The organism is Effusibacillus lacus (genome assembly GCF_002335525.1).
GTDB lineage: Bacteria > Bacillota > Bacilli > Tumebacillales > Effusibacillaceae > Effusibacillus > Effusibacillus lacus.
In genome coordinates this window covers 16,937-33,805 of sequence record NZ_BDUF01000010.1, presented here as the reverse complement: position 1 = coordinate 33,805, position 16,869 = coordinate 16,937, and the positions used below count along the sequence as shown (strand labels likewise).

The following is a 16,869-nucleotide window of genomic DNA, read 5'->3' as shown; positions in this document are numbered from 1 at the left end:
TTACGCCTCTCCCTGGACCAACTTGTAACCGACGCCGCGAACCGTCTTGATGTATTCCGGGTTCTTCGGCTCTTTCTCCAGCTTGTCCCGCAAGTGCGAGATATGGACATCCACAATCCGGGTGTCCCCCGCAAACTCATATCCCCATACCTTGTCCAGCAGATGGTCGCGGCTGAGCACCCGTCCCATATTTTTGGCCAAATAGTAGAGCAGTTCAAACTCGCGGGGGGTGAGATCCACCCGTTCGCCGCGGATTGTCACTTCGTACTTGTTCACATCGATGGTAATGTCGCCGCAATGGAATACGCCATCCACATTGCCTGGTTCGTCAGAGGCCCGGCGCAGAACCGCTTTCACACGCGCCACCAGCTCCCTCGGGGAGAAGGGCTTCGTTACATAGTCGTCCGCTCCCATTTCCAGGCCCAGAATCCGATCCACTTCATCATCTTTGGCGGTCAGCATGATAATCGGGGTGGTGACCCCTTCCCGGCGCAGGCGCTGGCAGACATCCATCCCACCCATTCCGGGAAGCATAAGATCGAGTATGATCAGTTCCGGCCGCTGGCTGCGAACCGTTTCAATTGCGGACAGACCGTTGTCTGCCGTCAGCACTTCAAAACCTGCCTGGGACAGGTTGTATTCCACCAACTTGACTATCGATTCCTCATCGTCGACCACTAAGACACGGGTAGCCATGCACCGCACCTCCACATTGGACATGGATCGTCCTTAAAAGATGGAATCTATCAACCAAAAGCCAAGACCTGCCAAAACCGCGCAAATCGGAATCGTGATCAGCCAGGTCAGGATGATGCGTCCTGCCATCCGCCAGTGAACCCTGTAGAACTGTTTGGCCGCTCCGGTTCCCATGATCCCCGAAGAAACGACATGAGTGGTGGAGACCGGCAATGCCAGAGCGGTGGCTGTCTGGACCACGACAGATGAAGTCAGGTCGGCAGAAAAGCCGTTCAGAGGCTCAATTTTGATGATTTTGGAGCTGACCGTCTTGATGATCCGCCAGCCGCCTACCGATGTTCCAATCCCCATCGCAGTTGCAGCCACGATTTTGACCCAGAGGGGGACTTCCAGATCGGTTTGGAATCCGCCTGCCACCAGCGCAAAAACGAGGATGCCCATCGCTTTTTGCGCGTCATTTCCCCCATGGGTGAATGCTTGCATACCGGCAGAAAAGATCTGCAGAAAGCGGAACCATCTGTTCACCCGGTGGGGCGACAGGTTCCCGACAATCCATTTTAACAGCTTCATTACCAGAAACCCCAAACAGAAGGCGAGAACAGGGGCCAGGATCAAAGCTTGTACAATCGAGGCAAAACTGCCCCAATCCACTCCGCTGGCTCCTGCACCTGCAAATACGGCACCTGTTAACGAACCGATCAAAGCGTGGGAAGAGGAAGAAGGAATCCCGTAATACCAGGTAATCAGATTCCAGGCAATGGCCGAAATCAAGGCTGCCATAACAATCTCCACACCGTTGTCAATCTTGGACGGATCGGCGATTTTCCCGCCGATGGACTTGGCTACCTCTGTCCAGACGAGTGCTCCCGCAAAGTTAAGAACCCCCGCATAGATTACCGCAAACCGCGGAGACAGAGCTTTCGTTGAGATGGATGTGGCAATGGAGTTGGCTGTATCATGAAAACCGTTGATGAAATCAAAAGCGACCGCCAATAATACAATAATGACAATCAGCGTCACAATACACTTCCTCAAGCATTCGTCATGACAATCGATTCCAGAACCTGAGCCGCTTCTTCACAACTGTCGGACACCTCTTCCAGCATCTCATAGACTTCCTTCAACTTGATGATTTCCACCGGATCCGTTGTTCTGGCAAACAGGGACTTGATGGAATCACGCATCAGCTTGTCCCCTTCGTTTTCAAGTTGATTGATTCTTACTGTATACTGGCGGATCTCCAGCATGTTTCTTTTCTGCAGAGCTTTCATCGCCTGCTCCAATTGTCCGGAACAGTGCACAATGTTGGCTGCGAAATCCAGCATAAAGGTATCGATCGTCCGGATGTCAAACATGTCAAAACGGTTGGCGGCCGCTTCAAGACCGTCCAGGATCTGATCGAGTTTGGTCGCCAGTGCCAGGATGTCCTCCCGGTCAATGGGAGTCATATAAGTGGCGTTCAGTTCCCGGATCATTTGATGGGTATATTCATCCCCGGCCGTTTCGTAGGGTTTGATGGAGAGAAACAATTGATCACCGTTCCGATAGTTTTTCAGCCCGTCCTGAAACACCAGTGCCGCATTCAGCAGATTCTCAGTGATCCGGACGAGCATGTCAAAGAACCGGTTCTTCTTTTTAAACACAAGAGGTTCCCCCTGAGGGAAAGGAATCCCGCAGGGGCTCCTTCCGCATTACAGATTCAGATCCTTTCGCTGACCGGTGACCATGTAGATCACCCATTCGCCAATGTTTGTCGCGTGGTCGGCCACACGTTCCAAATAACGGGCTACCATCAGCAGATGAGTCACTTGACGGTTCACCGACAGATCGGTTCCCATCAACCCGATGATCTCCTGGAAGATTTCCGTATAAAGCTTGTCAACCTGGTCGTCTTTCTCCGCCAGGCCTTCTGCCCTGGCAACGTTCTTCTCGACAAACGCCGTCAGCGCGTCCCGCAGCATTTCCTTTGCAATGTCAGCCATTCTGGGAATATCAACCAGCGGTTTCACCAGTGTTTCGCCGGCCAGACGCCTGGTGGTTTTTGCAATGTCCACCGCATGATCGGCAATCCTCTCCAGGTCGGTGACAATCTTCATGGCCATGCCAATTACGCGCAGATCGCCCGCCATCGGCTGCTGCAGCGCAATCAGACGCAGGCACCGCTCCTCAATCTCCAGCATCATCTGGTCAATTTTGTCATCTTGCTCAATCGTTTCTTCCGCCATTTTGACATCCATCCTGGCGAGGGATTTGACCGCCTGATAGATCGCCTCTTCCACGAGCGTTCCCATTTTCAGGAGGTCTGCCTGCAGTTCTTCCAATGATTGGTGAAAATTCGACCGTGTATCCATCCAATTCCTCCAGCAATAGATAAGATTCGAGTATTAGCCGAACCGTCCGGTGATGTAATCTTCGGTTCGCGGGTCATTCGGGGCCGTAAAGATTTTGTCCGTTTCCCCCGATTCGATCAGATACCCGTTAAGGAAAAAGGCCGTAACCCCGGAAATCCTGGCTGCCTGCTGCATATTGTGGGTTACGATGACGATGGTGTACTTCTTTTTTAATTCTACGAGCAGCTCTTCGATTTTAGCAGTGGAAATCGGGTCGAGGGCAGATGTCGGTTCGTCCATCAACAGAATCTGCGGATTGACCGCCAACGCCCTGGCGATGCACAAACGCTGCTGCTGGCCCCCGGACAAGCTGTAGGCCGGTTTTTTCAGCACATCTTTCACTTCATCCCACAGAACGGCCGCCTTTAGGCTGGTTTCCACAATCCCGTCCAGTTCCGAGCGGTTTGTAATGCCGTGCAGCCTCGGGCCGAAGGCAATGTTGTCGTAAATGCTCTTTGGAAACGGATTCGGCTGCTGGAACACCATACCTATATTCTTGCGCAGAACTTCCACGTCAATGTTGTCCTCATATATATTGTTCCCCGCCACTTCCACGGTTCCTGTAATTGTTACTCCCGGAATCATATCGTTCATCCGGTTCAGCGTCCGAAGAAAAGTTGACTTGCCGCAGCCGGACGGACCGATCAGGGCGGTGATGCTTTTATCTTCTATAGAAATATTCACGTTGAACAGTGCCTGACGTTCTCCGTAAAAGAGGTTCAAATCGGTTACTTCAATGATGCTCACTATTATATCGCTCCTTTTCTCAGGCGTTCCCTTTGTGTCAGGTCAATCGGCCTAGAAACGTTTCTGATATTTGTTGCGCAGATAAACCGCCAGTGCGTTCAGAGTGAACAACACCGCAAGCAGCACCATGATGGCCGCTGCCGCAATATAGCGGAATTCCTCTTGGGGACGGGCTGTCCAATGGAAGATCTGAATCGGCAAGACCGTAAACAAATCAAACGGCGAATTGGGCACAAACGACATAAAGCCAACCGCACCGACCACAACCAGTGGAGCCGTTTCCCCGATGGCCCTTGAAACCGCCAGGATGACCCCGGTCAGAATGCTGGGAAAAGCGGCCGGCAGCACCACCCGCCAGATGGTTTGCCATTTGGTGGCACCCAGCGCATAAGATGCGTTTCGCAGATGCTGCGGTACGCTCCGGAGCGCTTCCTGGGATGCTACCACGATGATCGGCAGGATCAGCAGCGCCATGGTCAGGGCGGCAGACAGGATCGAGCGGCCAAGACCGAGGTTCTTGACGAACAGGCCGAGACCCAGAATCCCGAATACGATGGACGGCACACCGGCCAAATTGTTGATATTGATCTGGATCAACCGGCTGAAACGGCCTTTTTGCGCGTATTCTTCAAGATACAATGCGGTTCCCAGTCCCACGACAAATGCAACCGGAGCCGTAAATCCGATCACCCACAAGCTTCCGATCAACGCCGGTTTAACCCCTGCCTTTTCCGGAAAACGGGAGGGAAAGCTTGTAAGAAACTGCCAGTCCAACCAGCCGATTCCCTGCGATATGATGTTATACAATAATATGGCAAGCGCTATGATTCCAAAAGACGTGGCAAGAAAAAAGACGGCTTTGGACAGTTTGTCCATCGTTTTGCGAAGTTGAAGTCGTCCGGAAGACATTAATATTCCTCCCTATATCTGCGGGTGATCCACTGGGCAATGATGTTGATCAGGAGCGTCAGCAGGAACAGGGTCATCCCGACTGCAAAAAGCGTCCTGTACTCAATGGTGCCATGCTGAATATCGCCAAGGCTTACCTGCACGATGTAGGCCGTCATTGTCTGGACGCTTTCCAGCGGATTCAAGGTTAGCTTCGGTGTTGCACCGGCAGCAATGGTCACAATCATGGTTTCGCCGATAGCACGGGAGAGAGCCAACACGAACGAAGCAATTATACCGGAAAGCCCTGCCGGCACCACGACTTTGGTGGCAACTTCCATCTTCGTTGCACCCAGTGCGTACGCACCGTCACGCAGACTGCGGGGAACAGCCACCATCGCGTCCTCGCTGAGCGATGCCACCATTGGCAAAATCATGATTCCCACCACAATGGAAGCGCTCAATGCGTTAAACACACCCGCTGTGGGGAAGATGGCACGGATAATGGGAGTTACAAACGTCAAAGCGAAAAACCCGTATACAATGGTAGGAACGCCGGCCAGGATCTCCAGAATCGGCTTAATTGTCCTCCGGACCCGGTCCGGTGCATATTCACTCAAATAAATTGCGGTTGCCAAACCGAAAGGCAATGCGACCAGACTTGCCCCGAGCGTAATCAGGAAAGATCCCGATAAAAGCGTTAAGATACCAAAGTGCTTGTCCTGAAAAGTTGGACTCCACTCGGTATCCGTAAGAAAATCAAACAAAGAAACTTCCCGGAAGAAGTTGATGGTTTCAAACAGCAATTCAAATACAATGCCAACGGTCGTCAGGATCGACACGCTTGCGCAAAGCAGCAAAAACGACCGGATGCCAAAATCCCGCTTATTCTTCGTCTTTTTGGCGACTATCGGTTGGTTGTTGGTCATGACATGAGTCCTTTCCGTAAAAAACATGCTGAAGTGTGGCGCCATTTTTTCAACAACGCCACACTTCTTATTATCCGTTTACCAATTCATTTATGCAAGCGAGAAAGTTATTGAATCTTGGTCAGCAGTTCCTTGTACTTGGGCTCATCCAACGGAACGTATCCGACTTCTTTCACAAGCTTCGGAGCATTCTCGATGTAGAACTTGATGAACGCTTTTACTTCCGGACGCTGCAGGGAAGCCTTGCTTACATAGATGAACAGCGGACGGGACAGCGGCTTGTAGGTACCGTCCTTGATGTTGCCGATGTTGGGAGCCAGCGCTTTGCCGTCGCCATTATCGATCGGAACAAGCTTCAGCTTGTCTTTGTTCTCTTCATAGTAGGCGTAACCGAAGTAGCCGAGACCGCCTTTGTCGCCGGAAACACCTTTTACAAGGGTATTGTCGTCTTCGCTTGCGGTGTAGTCCTTGCGGCTGGCTTTTTCCTTGCCGTTGATTGCTTCGGTGAAGTAATCAAACGTACCGGAATCGGTTCCTGGACCGTACAGCTTGATTTCCTGATCCGGCCAGCCTGGACGAACTTCGCTCCACTTCTTCACTTTGCTGTCCGGCTCCCAGATCTTCTTCAGTTCTGCAACCGTCAGCTTGTCAACAAAGGTGTTTTCTTTGTTAACTACTACTGCAATACCGTCTTTTGCAATTTCGAGTTCAATGTACTCAATTTTCTTTTCTTCCGCGGCTTTCTTCTCCGCATCCTTGATCTTGCGGGAAGCGTCGTTAATATCTGTCTCACCTGCGGTGAATTTCTTGAACCCGCCGCCGGTGCCGGAAATACCTACAGTTACTTGCACGCCGGGGTTAGCTTTCTTGAATTCTTCTGCAACTGCCTCAGTGATGGGACCAACGGTGCTGGAACCGTCAGCCTTAATGGTTCCGGACAGTTTCGGAGCTTCTGCTGCCGGCTTGTTGTTGCCCTGTTCTGCCGGTTTGTTGGCGGAACCGCAACCGGCCAGCACACCCAGACCCAGGGTGGCGACCATAGCCAGTCCCATTGCTTTCTTCGACATACCTTTTAACATGGAGTAAATCCCCCTTTAGGCTTAAGTTCTCCTTCATGGTACCAGCCCTGTGTAAACGAATCATTGCAGGATTGTTAAGAAATTGTAAAGATGCGAAGAAAATCGAAAACTGTCGACATCATTTACATTTGCTTAACCAATTTCCAAATCAAACAAAGTATAGTAGTGAAATGGAACCTTTTATTATCACCGCGACAAAGGGGCAGAAACCATGTACCTACCCATTAAAGTGCCCAAAATAGCCAAGATTTTACTCAGTTTATCAACGGTAAACCTGTCGGTCGGAAAGAAACTGGCGGCCAGTTACCTTTTGATTTTGCTGTTGATGTCTGGACTTGTGGCAGTCAGTTGGTACGGGATGAACAGGATCCAACAGGAAACGGACAGGATTGTTTCCGAACTGATTCCCTTGCAGACCGCTTCCTCCAACATCCTGAACGATCTGCTGCAGGAGCAGACAGGTGTCCGCGGATATCTGGCTTCAGATGAGGAACGTTTTCTGCAAAATTACAAGCTTGGAAAAGAACGGATCCAGAAGAATCTTCAGATTATGGAGTCTTTCACAAATGAACATCCCGAGTTAAAAGAATTGGTGAAAGAAGCAAAGGAAAAGTCCGGAAAAATCGAAAGCCACTTTGAAGAGGAAATCGCTTTGCTAAAGGCTGGGAGTCTTGCGGAAGCGAGATACAAAATCGGGGAAGAAAAGAACCTGTTTGACAGCTTCTGGGCTACTGACGACAAGCTGAAGAAAGTGATTAACGAACTGACAGGCAACGCTCAGGCCAGGGCGGAACGAACCCAGGCCATCGCGCTTTCCATATTGATCCTTGTAGGTTTTGCAGCTCTTTTCTGCACCGTTGCAGTAGCATGGCTCCTCAGCCGGAGCATTTCCCGCCCGGTCAAGACTGTCTCGGCAGTCTTGCAAAAAGTCGCTGACGGAGACCTGGCTGTTGAGGAAGTCAAAGTAAGAAACAAGGACGAAATCGGATTGCTGGTAACATCTCTGAATAAGATGGTAACCGATCTGAGAAACATTGTTTCCCTCATTGGGGATTCCTCCATGCAGGTAGCCGCCTCCTCCGACGAATTGACAGCGATTGCCGAGCAGACATCCAAGGCGACAGAACAGATGGCTTCCGCCACACAACAGGTTGCGGCAGGTGCGAAGGAACAACTGGACAGCGTCAACGAAACGGTTGCAGCCATCAATCAATTGTCAACCGGGATCCAACAAGTCTCTTCCCACAGTGAGGATGTGTCAAAACATGCAGTGCAAGCAGCCTCTGTCACAGAGAAAGGGGTATCGTCCATCCAGTCCGTTGTTTACCAGATGAACCAAATCAATGAAACTGTACTGGAAACCGCATTGATCATCAGTCAGCTTGGCGATCATTCGCAAAAAATCGGCAAGATGGTCAGCGCCATCACGGCCATTGCCAGCCAGACGAACCTGTTGGCGCTGAATGCGGCAATTGAAGCTGCGCGTGCCGGTGAGAGCGGTCGCGGGTTCGCGGTAGTTGCCGATGAAGTCCGCAAGTTGTCTGAGGAATCGGCAGAAGCTGCCAAACAGATTACTCAATTGATTGGGGTCATCCAAAACGATATTGACAAGGCCATTGCTGCCATGAAGGAAAGCACATCCATGGTAGCAGACGGCCTCTCCAAGACACGGCAGACCCATGAAGCGTTCCAACTGTTCAGGGAAACTGTCGCCGGCGTCGCGGACAAGGCACAGGAGATGACATCCGCCATCGATCAGATGACAGCCGGTACCCAACAGATTGCGGGCGCCATCGAAGTGGTGCGGAAAGCTGCCGAAGAGGGCGCCAGCGCCAGCGAACAGAATTCGGCCGCCAGCCAGGAGCAGTTGGCGACCATGCAGGAAATCTCCACCTCCGCCCAGTCTTTGTCGCTGCTGGCGGAAGATATGCAGAGACTGTTGGGCAGGTTTAAGGTCAGTTGAGGAGGGGGTTACCCCCTCCAAGCTCCGAGACCCCAAGCGGGTCGACAGATGCCCGTTGATGAAATCAAGCACTTCTTTGGCAGTAATGACCCGTTCATTTAAACGAATCAAGGCCCGGCCTGTGCTTGGGTTGCATACAACCTCCTGAATCCCGTTCAAACCATTGATATCACTGGGCAACTCGGTCGGTGGAATGTCTCCATGACCGGGTTTTAGTTTACATAATGCATTCGTTGTAAAAATAGAACTGATTGTCAGCCTTATTTCTGATTGTTTGATTGTCATCTCAAGAATAGAACTGAATTTCAGTCTTATTCGGATAAGTTTTGAGGTGTACAAGTAAGAAATAGCATATAGGACTGATAAACAGTCCTATTTCCGGGAGTACCTTTGAGTCGACAAAAATAAGCCTGAAATGCAGTCCTATTTTTTCTTACCTTTGCAGATGCAGCTTCCCTGCGCTTGGGCCGGTCAGGACTTTCCAGGAACTATTCCAAGATTGAATCTTTAACGCCTCATGAAGATTTCGTAAAGGAATGCCTTTCCGTCCGACGGCGAATAATGAAGGGGAACCAGTTCATGGAGGGATTCGAATATGGGAAAAATCGGCCTCGCGCTGGGAGGCGGCGGGGTGGCCGGGAGTGCACACCTGGGTGTTCTGCTGGCATTGGAAGAAGCGGGAATTCCGGTTGACTGCGTGGCGGGAACCAGTGCAGGAGCCATTGTGGCTGCCCTATATGCTTACGGATACGGGCCGGAGGAGTTGATCGGCATGGTATCTGCCATCAACAAACGGTATCTGGATTATGACTACCTGTCACTCTTCCTGCGGTTGATTAACCGGAGTGTAACAGTTCAGGGGATTATCAAGGGCGAAAAACTGCGGGACTTGATTGTAAACAAAACCGGGAATACACGTATTTCCGATATCCGGCGTCCGTTGGCTCTGCTTTCCTCCGACCTGCAGCATGCAAGGCAGGTGGTATTCGCTTCCTGTGAATACAGGCACGATGACAACGAGGTGGATGTAATTACGGACATCCCGATTGCCGATGCCGTTCAGGCCAGTTTTGCAATCCCGGTCTTGTTCAGACCCGTGGCCCATAACGGTAGGCTGCTGGTTGACGGAGGGATTATGGACAACTGCCCTGTGACGGCGGCCCGGGCCTTGGGTGCCGACAAGGTGATCGCCGTCAATCTTGTGTGCGCCAATCCGGTTAGCACACCGTTTCCCTCGATCATGTCGGTGCTGTCCCGCGTGATCAGCATGAATCTGGCGATTCAGGCAAGAAGCATTGCCCGTCACGCCGACATTGTTCTGCACCCAGATGTCGGAACGGTTGGAGTTCTGGAATTTCCGAAACTCCACGCCTGCATCGAGTACGGTTATGAGCACACTCGGAGCCGGATCAAGGAAATTAAGGAGACCCTGGGTTGGTAATTATACAAAAGGCGGATCCCAGGCTCGCTTCCGCCAGCCGAGCGAATGGCTTACGACGTTCAGATCGCGGTCCAGCCGCACGTCTACACCAAAGGGCAATTTGCTGTCATACCAGAAACGGACATCGCTCCAAGAGACTTCATATCCGTCCTGCAGCTCCCGGCAGGTCACATGGATCCGCTGGGCGAATGCGAGGAAGGTCCGTACCCCGTCCGTTTGCTTGGTCGCTTCAATGATCGGATTGGGGTTTTCTTTTGAATACCTCTCCTCCGTCAGGATCCGGTTGTAAACAATCCTTCCCGTATGGAATCCACCGTCCGTTTCCACGACAAACCGCCAGTGAAACCAGTGAAAGCTGGGAACCACATGGCAGATTCCGGTGATTTTCAATTTGCTTTTGACAGCCCCAACCAGGAATTGATGATGCAGGGCCCGCAACCCTATATACCCGAAAGTGACTGCATACACCACCGTGAATACGACTCCCGGCTGATAGTCAAACTCCAGCCACACAAGCAAACCTGCCAGATGCAGCAGGAACAGAAACGGCTCAAAGATAGACAGGATGTCCAGGTGAATCCACTTCCTGGTGAAGGGACGAAAACACTGAACACCATAGGAATTGAACATATCCAGAAACACATGGAACACGACCGCCAGCAATGACCACAGATAAAGGGTCGCAATTGAATCTTCCGCACCAAGCCCGTAAGCCAACGGAATTGCGATAAGCGCGGGCCAGAGGAACAATGCCGGAATGGAATGGGTAATTCCGCGATGATAGCGGATGTAATGGGAATATCCCTTGAGCCTCATCACTGTGTCAAAATCGGGCGCGTGCGAACCAATCAACGTACCGGCCAGCACCGCTTGTGCCAATGCAGGGTTCTGGGCTACCGAGGGATCCAAATGGGCCAGTCCTGCCAATGTCACGCCGAACAACAAATGGCTTCCCGTATCCAAATCTGCCGCCTCCATTCGTTAGGCTACCAATGATCCAAGCCACAAGTACAATCCAACCCAGGCAACAACCCCAACAAACGCACTTATGGTATATTCCCGCGCCGGGAGCCGCAGCAAACCGGCTCCGTAGGACACGCCCATTCTCACGCCGGGAATGAAATAGGAGACAGGCACTGCCCATATCCCATATCGTCGCATAATGCGGACTGACCGTTTCCATCTGTGGACCGGAAACCCGATCCGTCTTCCCCAGCGTGCCATCTTCCAGACACCGCACAGGCTTGCCACCCGGTAATTGACAAAGGAGCCCAGCATGACTGCCCCAACGGACACAACCAATGCGGGTACAAAACTCATCAAGCCCTTGGCAATCAGGACACCGGCAAAGAACAGCACCCCTTCATCCGGGACGGGAAAGCCCAACACCCCGGACAATACAATCAGAAACAAGAAGAAATATCCGTATTCTTGAATCAGAACAAAGGAATCAGGCAACGGTGGCACCCCCGTCTTCCACTCGATCGGCCGATTCAGTTCGTACCACTTGTTCCGATCGCTGCACTTGTTCCGTTCCTTTCACTTGTTCCGTTGGTTCCCAACGCTCTTCCGAATTGAACCAGTAGAACCACTGCCCCGGAACCAATCGGCGGATCACCCGTTCCATCAGAATGTTCAACCGATTCGTTGCCTCTGTTCGCTGATGACGCTCAAATTCCTCATGCAGGTAAACGGGCGGACCAAAGCACAAACGGTGTCGAAATCCCTTAATTCTGCAGCCGTAGAAGGGCACAACCGGCACCTGTTGGTCCAATGCCAGAGCAGCCGTTCCACCGGGACTGCGTGTCTCCCTTCCGAAGAATGTGGCCTTCGGAAACGCGGGCCGCCAGAAGTCCCCCAGCAGAAACACCACACCGTTTCCTGCCAGGTGTTTGCGCAAAGTGCGAATCAGTTCCAGATGCGGGGTCTCGTCGTAATCCAGCCCATGACAGCCCAACTGCTGAAAGATCAGATACAGAGGCCGGATCTCCGGGCTGCTTGCCGTCACAACAGTCAAGCAGGGATATTTTTGGGACAGGTACCAATAGTAGTAGAAAAAGTTGCCTACGTGGGCCGTGTGCAGGATCGCTCCTCGACCGTGACGGAGGGCTTCCTGCAGATGTTCTTCCCCCTCGGTGAGAAATCGCCAGTCTTTTGTGGATTCCAGAGTATGAGAATCCAACAGAATTTCATAGAGAACCAGAGGCAGGTTGCAGAAATACTCCCGGCTGAACCTGGCAATTCGACCGGGGGTTTCTTCCTGCAGCAGTTCGGCCATGTTTCTCCTGACTTGCTGCCTGACACTTCCCGCGCCCAAACAGATCAGCCAACCAATCGTCCAAAGCGTTGCATAAACCAGGGGGCGAGGAACCAGCCGCATCCATCTTGCCAGAATCTGCAGCCGTTTCTGATCTTGCGTGAGGGTCCCGATCCAGTTGTACAAACTTTCTCCTCCCGTTCAAACTGCTCATCAACGTCCCAGAAAATGGCGGCGATATCTCCTGGTGACTTTTGCCGTATCCAGCACAATCAAGAAATCGGTGGTGTCAAATATCGGATCATAGGCGGGTTCCCCGCCGATTTCAGCCCCCAGCCACTGATAGCCTTTCATTAGCGGAGGCAGCCTGCGAAACACTTCCTTGTCATCCGCTTCCACCGGCGTAAATTCAAGATCCTTGATCCGGTGCGCAGGAAGCGGTTGAATCCCGAACCTGTCGGTAATCACGCCTTTGCTCCGCAACATGCTGTAGAGTGCGTTCAGCTCCTGCAAATTTTTCATATGAACGCTGGCACAGCCGATCAGGTATTGATGGCCGTGTTCCGTAATATATCCGGCAATGCCTTCCCACAGCAGCTGAATCGCCTTGCTCCCTCTATACTCCGGTGCAATACAGCTTCTTCCCAGTTCCAGTGTCTGCAGTTTATACTCCCGGAAACCGGACAGGTCGAACTCCGTCTCCGAATAAAAACCTTTATTCCGCACCGCCCTGTCGCCGGGCAGCAGCCGGTAAGTGCCAATCACTTGCTCCGTTTCCAGGTCGGTGACAATCAGATGGTCACAATACGCGTCGTACTCGTCAGTCTCCAGCTTGCTTTCATTCAGTAAGCGCAGGTTCCCGGCTTCTTCGACAAACACTTTGTACCTTAACCGCAGCGCCTGTTCAATCTCCTCCGCCCGAACGGCCAGCTTCACTTCAAATGCAGACGCCTGTTTCAGTCTCTCGGCAGGTTGACTCATCCTTACCACGCCTTCCGCATCGTGACTCAACGGTCACAATGAAATTTGCGGGTTTTTGACCGGATGCGGTCCGTAATTTGCTGCGAATTCGCAAAATCGCTTGACCGAATCACCGGTGAAACCCTTGGCAGATCAGCAATTGCAAACTCCATAAAAAAAGGTTTCGGTTTTCCGTACTGCTCGATTACTTGTTGTTTCGTCAACCCGTGCACTGTCTCGCAATGAACTGTCGTCAACTGTTCCAACAACTCGAAGCAAACCGGACACTTCAACAACTGCAACTCCCCTTTTCACTTGTTGCATTAAGGGTATCAGACCGGCATAAAGAACTCGTTTCGTTCGTGTAAATATTTCGTAATTTTTCGGTTAAGGTGAATTGTGAATAGAAATCGCAATTGTTTCCCATATTATGTTGCAACATCTTGTTTAAGGAGGAGCCTGTTATGATGAAGCGGATTTTTAACATGTCTTCCCCTCTGGGGATTGCCTTGACAGTTGCCGGCGTCGTTTTGGCACTGTCCCCGGAAGCCAGGAAAGCCACCCGGCAGGTTCTGGTTAAGGGAACATCCCTTTTGCTGGGTGCCGCCGATACGGTCAAAAACGCAGCAACCGGCCTTGCAGCCGGTGGGACTCATTCCACCGGTACGATGAGCAACATGCTGAACGAGTCCCGTGATACAATGGCACATCTGATGGAGGGATCTGCCGTTGATTCGGGAGTCAGCGAGAGTCGCCCGCAAATCCATTGAATCTTAACGATTTGACCAAGTTATCTCCAGAATCGGGATATAGAATGAAAGGTGGGATTGATTGGACTTAACGGAATCTGCAAAGAGTTCAGTTTACATAATGTACCAATTGTGGAAATAAGACTGATTGTCAGCCTTATTTTGGACTTATTGATTGCCGCTTCAAAAATAGGGCTGAGATTCAGTCTTATTCGGGTGTGTTTCGAGGTCACAAGCAAGAATTGGCATATAGGACTAAAAAACAGTCCTATTTCAGGGAGTTCCTTTGAATCGACAAAAATTAGCCTGAAAAACAGTCCTGTTTTTTCTTACCTTTGCAGTTGGCAGCTTCCTTTTACATACACGCTGCCGACACGCTCCTTGGCCAACTTTTTCAGTTCGCCCGCCCGCTTTGAGATTACCTCCAGAGACAGGCAGGACATATCCCCGCCAAGACACTCCAGCAAAGCAAGGGAAAGGCAGACCCCCTTGGCAGGCACAACCTCTCCCTGACGGTTGGTAACAGACAACCATCCGCCGCCCGAATCCAACGCCTCAAGCAATTGCTGGTCGTAATAATTGCGAATTTCTTTGTCAAACTGGCCGATAATGTGCTCACACAATTCGGACGGATTCGGGTGCGAGGTGATCATGATAAAATCGTCCCCGCCGATATGGCCGACAAATTCATCCTCCACATTCGCGATTGCCGTAGCGGCTTGCAGCAGTTCCGCCAGGAAACGGATCACCCTATCCCCGCGTTGAAACCCATACTGGTCATTGAACCATTTGAAATAATCCAGATCCGCATAGATGATGGAAAAAGGCTTGTTTTGACCGATACGGCGGGCCAATTCCCGCTCCACCCGCCGGTTTCCCGGGAGTCCGGTCAGCGGGTTTGATTCCTTGGCAAGCTCTATTTTGACGTCGGTCATTGTGTCCAGGATGGATTGAATGCTGACTACCCCGCTGATTTCACCTTCGCGGGTTGCAATCACATAATCATAGATTCTTTGTTGATCCCGGGCCATTGCCAACCGCGATGCGGTTTCCACCGGTACGCTTTCCTCCAGTACAAGCGGATATCCGTCCATCAGCTTTTGGATGCTTCGTTTCCAGTAAAGGGGCACTCCGTATTGAGAGGCCAGACTTTGGAACAACTTTTCCCGCATGACAAGCCCGACCGGTTTTTTTCCCCGGACGATGACAACTCCCGATTCATTGGGAAGTTTGTTGAAGTATTCAACCACTTCGGACACCAATGTCTGCTCCTCAAACATCCGGATGGGGCGTACAATATCCCCCACTGTCATTGTGTTGGTTGAACTTGTCAGATCCGGCGCCCGGTGTTTCTTGATAAGCTCAACTGCCTGGTCCGAAACACCGGCAAACCCGGCACCCGGCCGGCCAAGCAGGTATCCTTGCCCGAAATGGGCTCCCAGCCGTATCACTTTCGTCAATTCTTCGTTGGTCTCGATCCCTTCGGCAATGATGTGGCAATTGATCTTGCGCGCAAAATCAATCAGGGTGTCGAGCAGGATTTCCTTGATCTTGTCCCTGTCAATATCCGAGATGATGGACCGGTCAATCTTAATATAATCAGGACGCAATTCTGCAATCGCCTGCAGGGAAGAATAGCCGGCCCCCGCATCGTCGATGGCGATCCGGTACCCCTGCTTCCTGTAGTACTCCAGTACTTTCGTGAATGTGGAAAAATCATCGATCGATTGCCGCTCCGTAATTTCAAACACAACGTTTTGCGGCGTCAGATTGAACTTCTTCAACAGCTTCAACGTCTGCCCCGGTGTAAACTGCGGATCCAGAATCACATTCGCGTTCATATTGAGAAACAGTTTAAGGAAAGGGTCGTTGCCCGCAAAACTGATGATGGCCCGCTCCCGGGCGATTGATTCCAGGGCATAGAGCTGTTCTTCCTTCTCGGCAAAATCAAACAGCCTCGTGGGCGCTGCAAAATAGCTGTCCTTCGGTCCCCTTGTCAAAGCCTCATAGCCATATGCTTCCCCTGTGGACAGGGAGACAATCGGCTGATAATGAGCCGTGATGTTCTTCCGTTCCAGGATCTCTCTGAATTCCGCCCGCAGCAGGGTATATTCCGTGTCCGCTTCACTCTTGGCTTCGAAAATGGCCTCTTTGATGGCATGATACAACAGGTTGTCGATGCTTCGTTTGGAATTCTGGTTCAATATGGATGTCCCAGAGTACAGTTCAATGTCTTCCGGAAGCACCTTCAACTGGTTCAACTTGTTCTGCAACTCGATCCGCAACTCCTGCGACACGTCGCGAAGACCTGCCTTCATGATTTTTGCTTCATCCTGTTTCATCCGGACAAAGAGAAACACATCATCCCCAAGGATCTTGTAAACCAGGATTTCTCCCTTGTCCGATTTGGATGCCTCGACAATCAGCTGCTTCAGCGCCCTCAGAATCCGGTCGCAAACCTTGTGGCCGTATTTCCGCTCAATCTCGCCAAAGTGTTTGATGTCGAGATAAATCAGGCCGATCGGGTGTCTCTTCAATTCTTTGCTGATCTGCTCGGCAAACTTCATATTATTCAGGCTGTCCGACAGGAACATCAGAAACGAAAGCCGATCGGCCATCTGTAAGGACCCCTTTTCGACATTATACGCCAAATAACGATGGTAAATGAAATTATATCATGTCCTTACATTTAAAAGTTAAACGTTTTGTAAAAATAATCGATCAACAAAAAAAGCCCGATTTTGGGCTTTATTAAAGTACCGGAAAAGGC

17 protein-coding genes are annotated in these 16,869 nt (G+C 51.3%); 3 read left to right on the top strand and 14 right to left on the bottom strand.

What is annotated here, in order from left to right; translation table 11 throughout:
* The 8 genes from EFBL_RS02620 to EFBL_RS02585 all read right to left on the bottom strand — a co-directional run bounded on the left by EFBL_RS02620 (position 1) and on the right by EFBL_RS02585 (position 6,729).
* The gene (locus tag EFBL_RS02620) at positions 1 to 696 is read right to left on the bottom strand and encodes a winged helix-turn-helix domain-containing protein (RefSeq protein ID WP_096180590.1); all 696 of its coding nucleotides are present in this window, start codon (positions 694 to 696) and stop codon (positions 1 to 3) included.
* A gap of 33 nt (positions 697 to 729) precedes the next feature.
* Positions 730 to 1,716 (bottom strand): inorganic phosphate transporter, encoded by a 987-nt coding sequence (locus tag EFBL_RS02615; RefSeq protein ID WP_096180589.1) that lies wholly within the window; start codon positions 1,714 to 1,716, stop codon positions 730 to 732.
* An 11-nt stretch (positions 1,717 to 1,727) separates the two neighbouring features.
* The gene (locus EFBL_RS02610) at positions 1,728 to 2,339 is read right to left on the bottom strand and encodes a DUF47 domain-containing protein (protein WP_096180588.1); all 612 of its coding nucleotides are present in this window, start codon (positions 2,337 to 2,339) and stop codon (positions 1,728 to 1,730) included.
* A gap of 48 nt (positions 2,340 to 2,387) precedes the next feature.
* Positions 2,388 to 3,047, bottom strand: coding sequence for a phosphate signaling complex protein PhoU (phoU, locus tag EFBL_RS02605; RefSeq protein WP_096180587.1), 660 nt, complete (start codon positions 3,045 to 3,047; stop codon positions 2,388 to 2,390).
* Between the two features lie 33 nt (positions 3,048 to 3,080).
* Positions 3,081 to 3,833 (bottom strand): phosphate ABC transporter ATP-binding protein PstB, encoded by a 753-nt coding sequence (pstB, locus tag EFBL_RS02600; protein ID WP_096180586.1) that lies wholly within the window; start codon positions 3,831 to 3,833, stop codon positions 3,081 to 3,083.
* A 51-nt stretch (positions 3,834 to 3,884) separates the two neighbouring features.
* A complete protein-coding gene (gene pstA, locus EFBL_RS02595; protein ID WP_096180585.1) occupies positions 3,885 to 4,742 on the bottom strand; it encodes a phosphate ABC transporter permease PstA in 858 nt (285 codons plus the stop codon).
* Positions 4,742 to 5,650, bottom strand: coding sequence for a phosphate ABC transporter permease subunit PstC (gene pstC, locus EFBL_RS02590; protein ID WP_096180584.1), 909 nt, complete (start codon positions 5,648 to 5,650; stop codon positions 4,742 to 4,744). Before pstC ends, pstA begins: the two co-directional genes overlap by 1 nt.
* Before the next feature lie 107 nt (positions 5,651 to 5,757).
* Positions 5,758 to 6,729: a PstS family phosphate ABC transporter substrate-binding protein gene (locus tag EFBL_RS02585; protein WP_096180583.1), complete on the bottom strand. Its 972-nt coding sequence runs from the start codon at positions 6,727 to 6,729 to the stop codon at positions 5,758 to 5,760.
* Between the two features lie 211 nt (positions 6,730 to 6,940).
* On the opposite strand from EFBL_RS02585, the gene EFBL_RS02580 reads away from it, so the two are divergent.
* Together EFBL_RS02580 and EFBL_RS02575 are read left to right on the top strand one after the other, a co-directional pair.
* Complete coding sequence (locus EFBL_RS02580) at positions 6,941 to 8,692, top strand: methyl-accepting chemotaxis protein (protein WP_096180582.1); 1,752 nt, start codon at positions 6,941 to 6,943, stop codon at positions 8,690 to 8,692.
* 595 nt (positions 8,693 to 9,287) lie between these two features.
* The gene (locus EFBL_RS02575; RefSeq protein ID WP_096180581.1) at positions 9,288 to 10,133 is read left to right on the top strand and encodes a patatin-like phospholipase family protein; all 846 of its coding nucleotides are present in this window, start codon (positions 9,288 to 9,290) and stop codon (positions 10,131 to 10,133) included.
* Here the strand turns inward: EFBL_RS02575 and EFBL_RS02570 are convergent, their stop codons facing one another.
* The 5 genes from EFBL_RS02570 to EFBL_RS02550 are packed head-to-tail and all read right to left on the bottom strand — an operon-like array spanning position 10,134 to position 13,646.
* A complete protein-coding gene (locus tag EFBL_RS02570) occupies positions 10,134 to 11,096 on the bottom strand; it encodes a metal-dependent hydrolase (RefSeq protein ID WP_096180580.1) in 963 nt (320 codons plus the stop codon).
* A gap of 18 nt (positions 11,097 to 11,114) precedes the next feature.
* Positions 11,115 to 11,591, bottom strand: coding sequence for a DedA family protein (locus tag EFBL_RS02565; protein WP_165912726.1), 477 nt, complete (start codon positions 11,589 to 11,591; stop codon positions 11,115 to 11,117).
* Positions 11,584 to 12,576: a lysophospholipid acyltransferase family protein gene (locus EFBL_RS02560; RefSeq protein ID WP_096180578.1), complete on the bottom strand. Its 993-nt coding sequence runs from the start codon at positions 12,574 to 12,576 to the stop codon at positions 11,584 to 11,586. The genes EFBL_RS02565 and EFBL_RS02560 overlap by 8 nt, the downstream gene beginning before the upstream one ends.
* Before the next feature lie 27 nt (positions 12,577 to 12,603).
* Entirely contained in the window at positions 12,604 to 13,371 is a 768-nt protein-coding gene (locus tag EFBL_RS02555; protein WP_096180577.1) for a GNAT family N-acetyltransferase, read from the bottom strand.
* Between the two features lie 26 nt (positions 13,372 to 13,397).
* On the bottom strand, positions 13,398 to 13,646 hold the full coding sequence (locus EFBL_RS02550; RefSeq protein ID WP_096180576.1) for a hypothetical protein: 249 nt from the start codon (positions 13,644 to 13,646) through the stop codon (positions 13,398 to 13,400).
* A gap of 168 nt (positions 13,647 to 13,814) precedes the next feature.
* On the opposite strand from EFBL_RS02550, the gene EFBL_RS02545 reads away from it, so the two are divergent.
* Positions 13,815 to 14,120 (top strand): hypothetical protein, encoded by a 306-nt coding sequence (locus EFBL_RS02545; RefSeq protein ID WP_096180575.1) that lies wholly within the window; start codon positions 13,815 to 13,817, stop codon positions 14,118 to 14,120.
* 308 nt (positions 14,121 to 14,428) lie between these two features.
* On the opposite strand, the gene EFBL_RS02540 is transcribed toward EFBL_RS02545, so the two are convergent.
* Positions 14,429 to 16,717 carry a GGDEF domain-containing protein gene (locus EFBL_RS02540; RefSeq protein ID WP_096180574.1) on the bottom strand — a complete coding sequence of 763 codons (2,289 nt, stop codon included), beginning with the start codon at positions 16,715 to 16,717 and terminating at the stop codon, positions 14,429 to 14,431.
* Between the last annotated feature and the right edge of the window lie 152 nt (positions 16,718 to 16,869).

Coding starts and splice junctions, on each gene's coding strand:
- EFBL_RS02585 (WP_096180583.1), bottom strand. CDS start 6,729: ATGTTAAAAGGTATGTCGAAGAAAGCAATGGGACTGGCTATGGTCGCC.
- pstA (WP_096180585.1), bottom strand. CDS start 4,742: ATGTCTTCCGGACGACTTCAACTTCGCAAAACGATGGACAAACTGTCC.
- EFBL_RS02545 (WP_096180575.1), top strand. CDS start 13,815: ATGATGAAGCGGATTTTTAACATGTCTTCCCCTCTGGGGATTGCCTTG.
- pstC (WP_096180584.1), bottom strand. CDS start 5,650: ATGACCAACAACCAACCGATAGTCGCCAAAAAGACGAAGAATAAGCGG.
- EFBL_RS02620 (WP_096180590.1), bottom strand. CDS start 696: ATGGCTACCCGTGTCTTAGTGGTCGACGATGAGGAATCGATAGTCAAG.
- EFBL_RS02575 (WP_096180581.1), top strand. CDS start 9,288: ATGGGAAAAATCGGCCTCGCGCTGGGAGGCGGCGGGGTGGCCGGGAGT.
- EFBL_RS02580 (WP_096180582.1), top strand. CDS start 6,941: ATGTACCTACCCATTAAAGTGCCCAAAATAGCCAAGATTTTACTCAGT.
- EFBL_RS02540 (WP_096180574.1), bottom strand. CDS start 16,717: ATGGCCGATCGGCTTTCGTTTCTGATGTTCCTGTCGGACAGCCTGAAT.
- phoU (WP_096180587.1), bottom strand. CDS start 3,047: ATGGATACACGGTCGAATTTTCACCAATCATTGGAAGAACTGCAGGCA.
- EFBL_RS02555 (WP_096180577.1), bottom strand. CDS start 13,371: ATGAGTCAACCTGCCGAGAGACTGAAACAGGCGTCTGCATTTGAAGTG.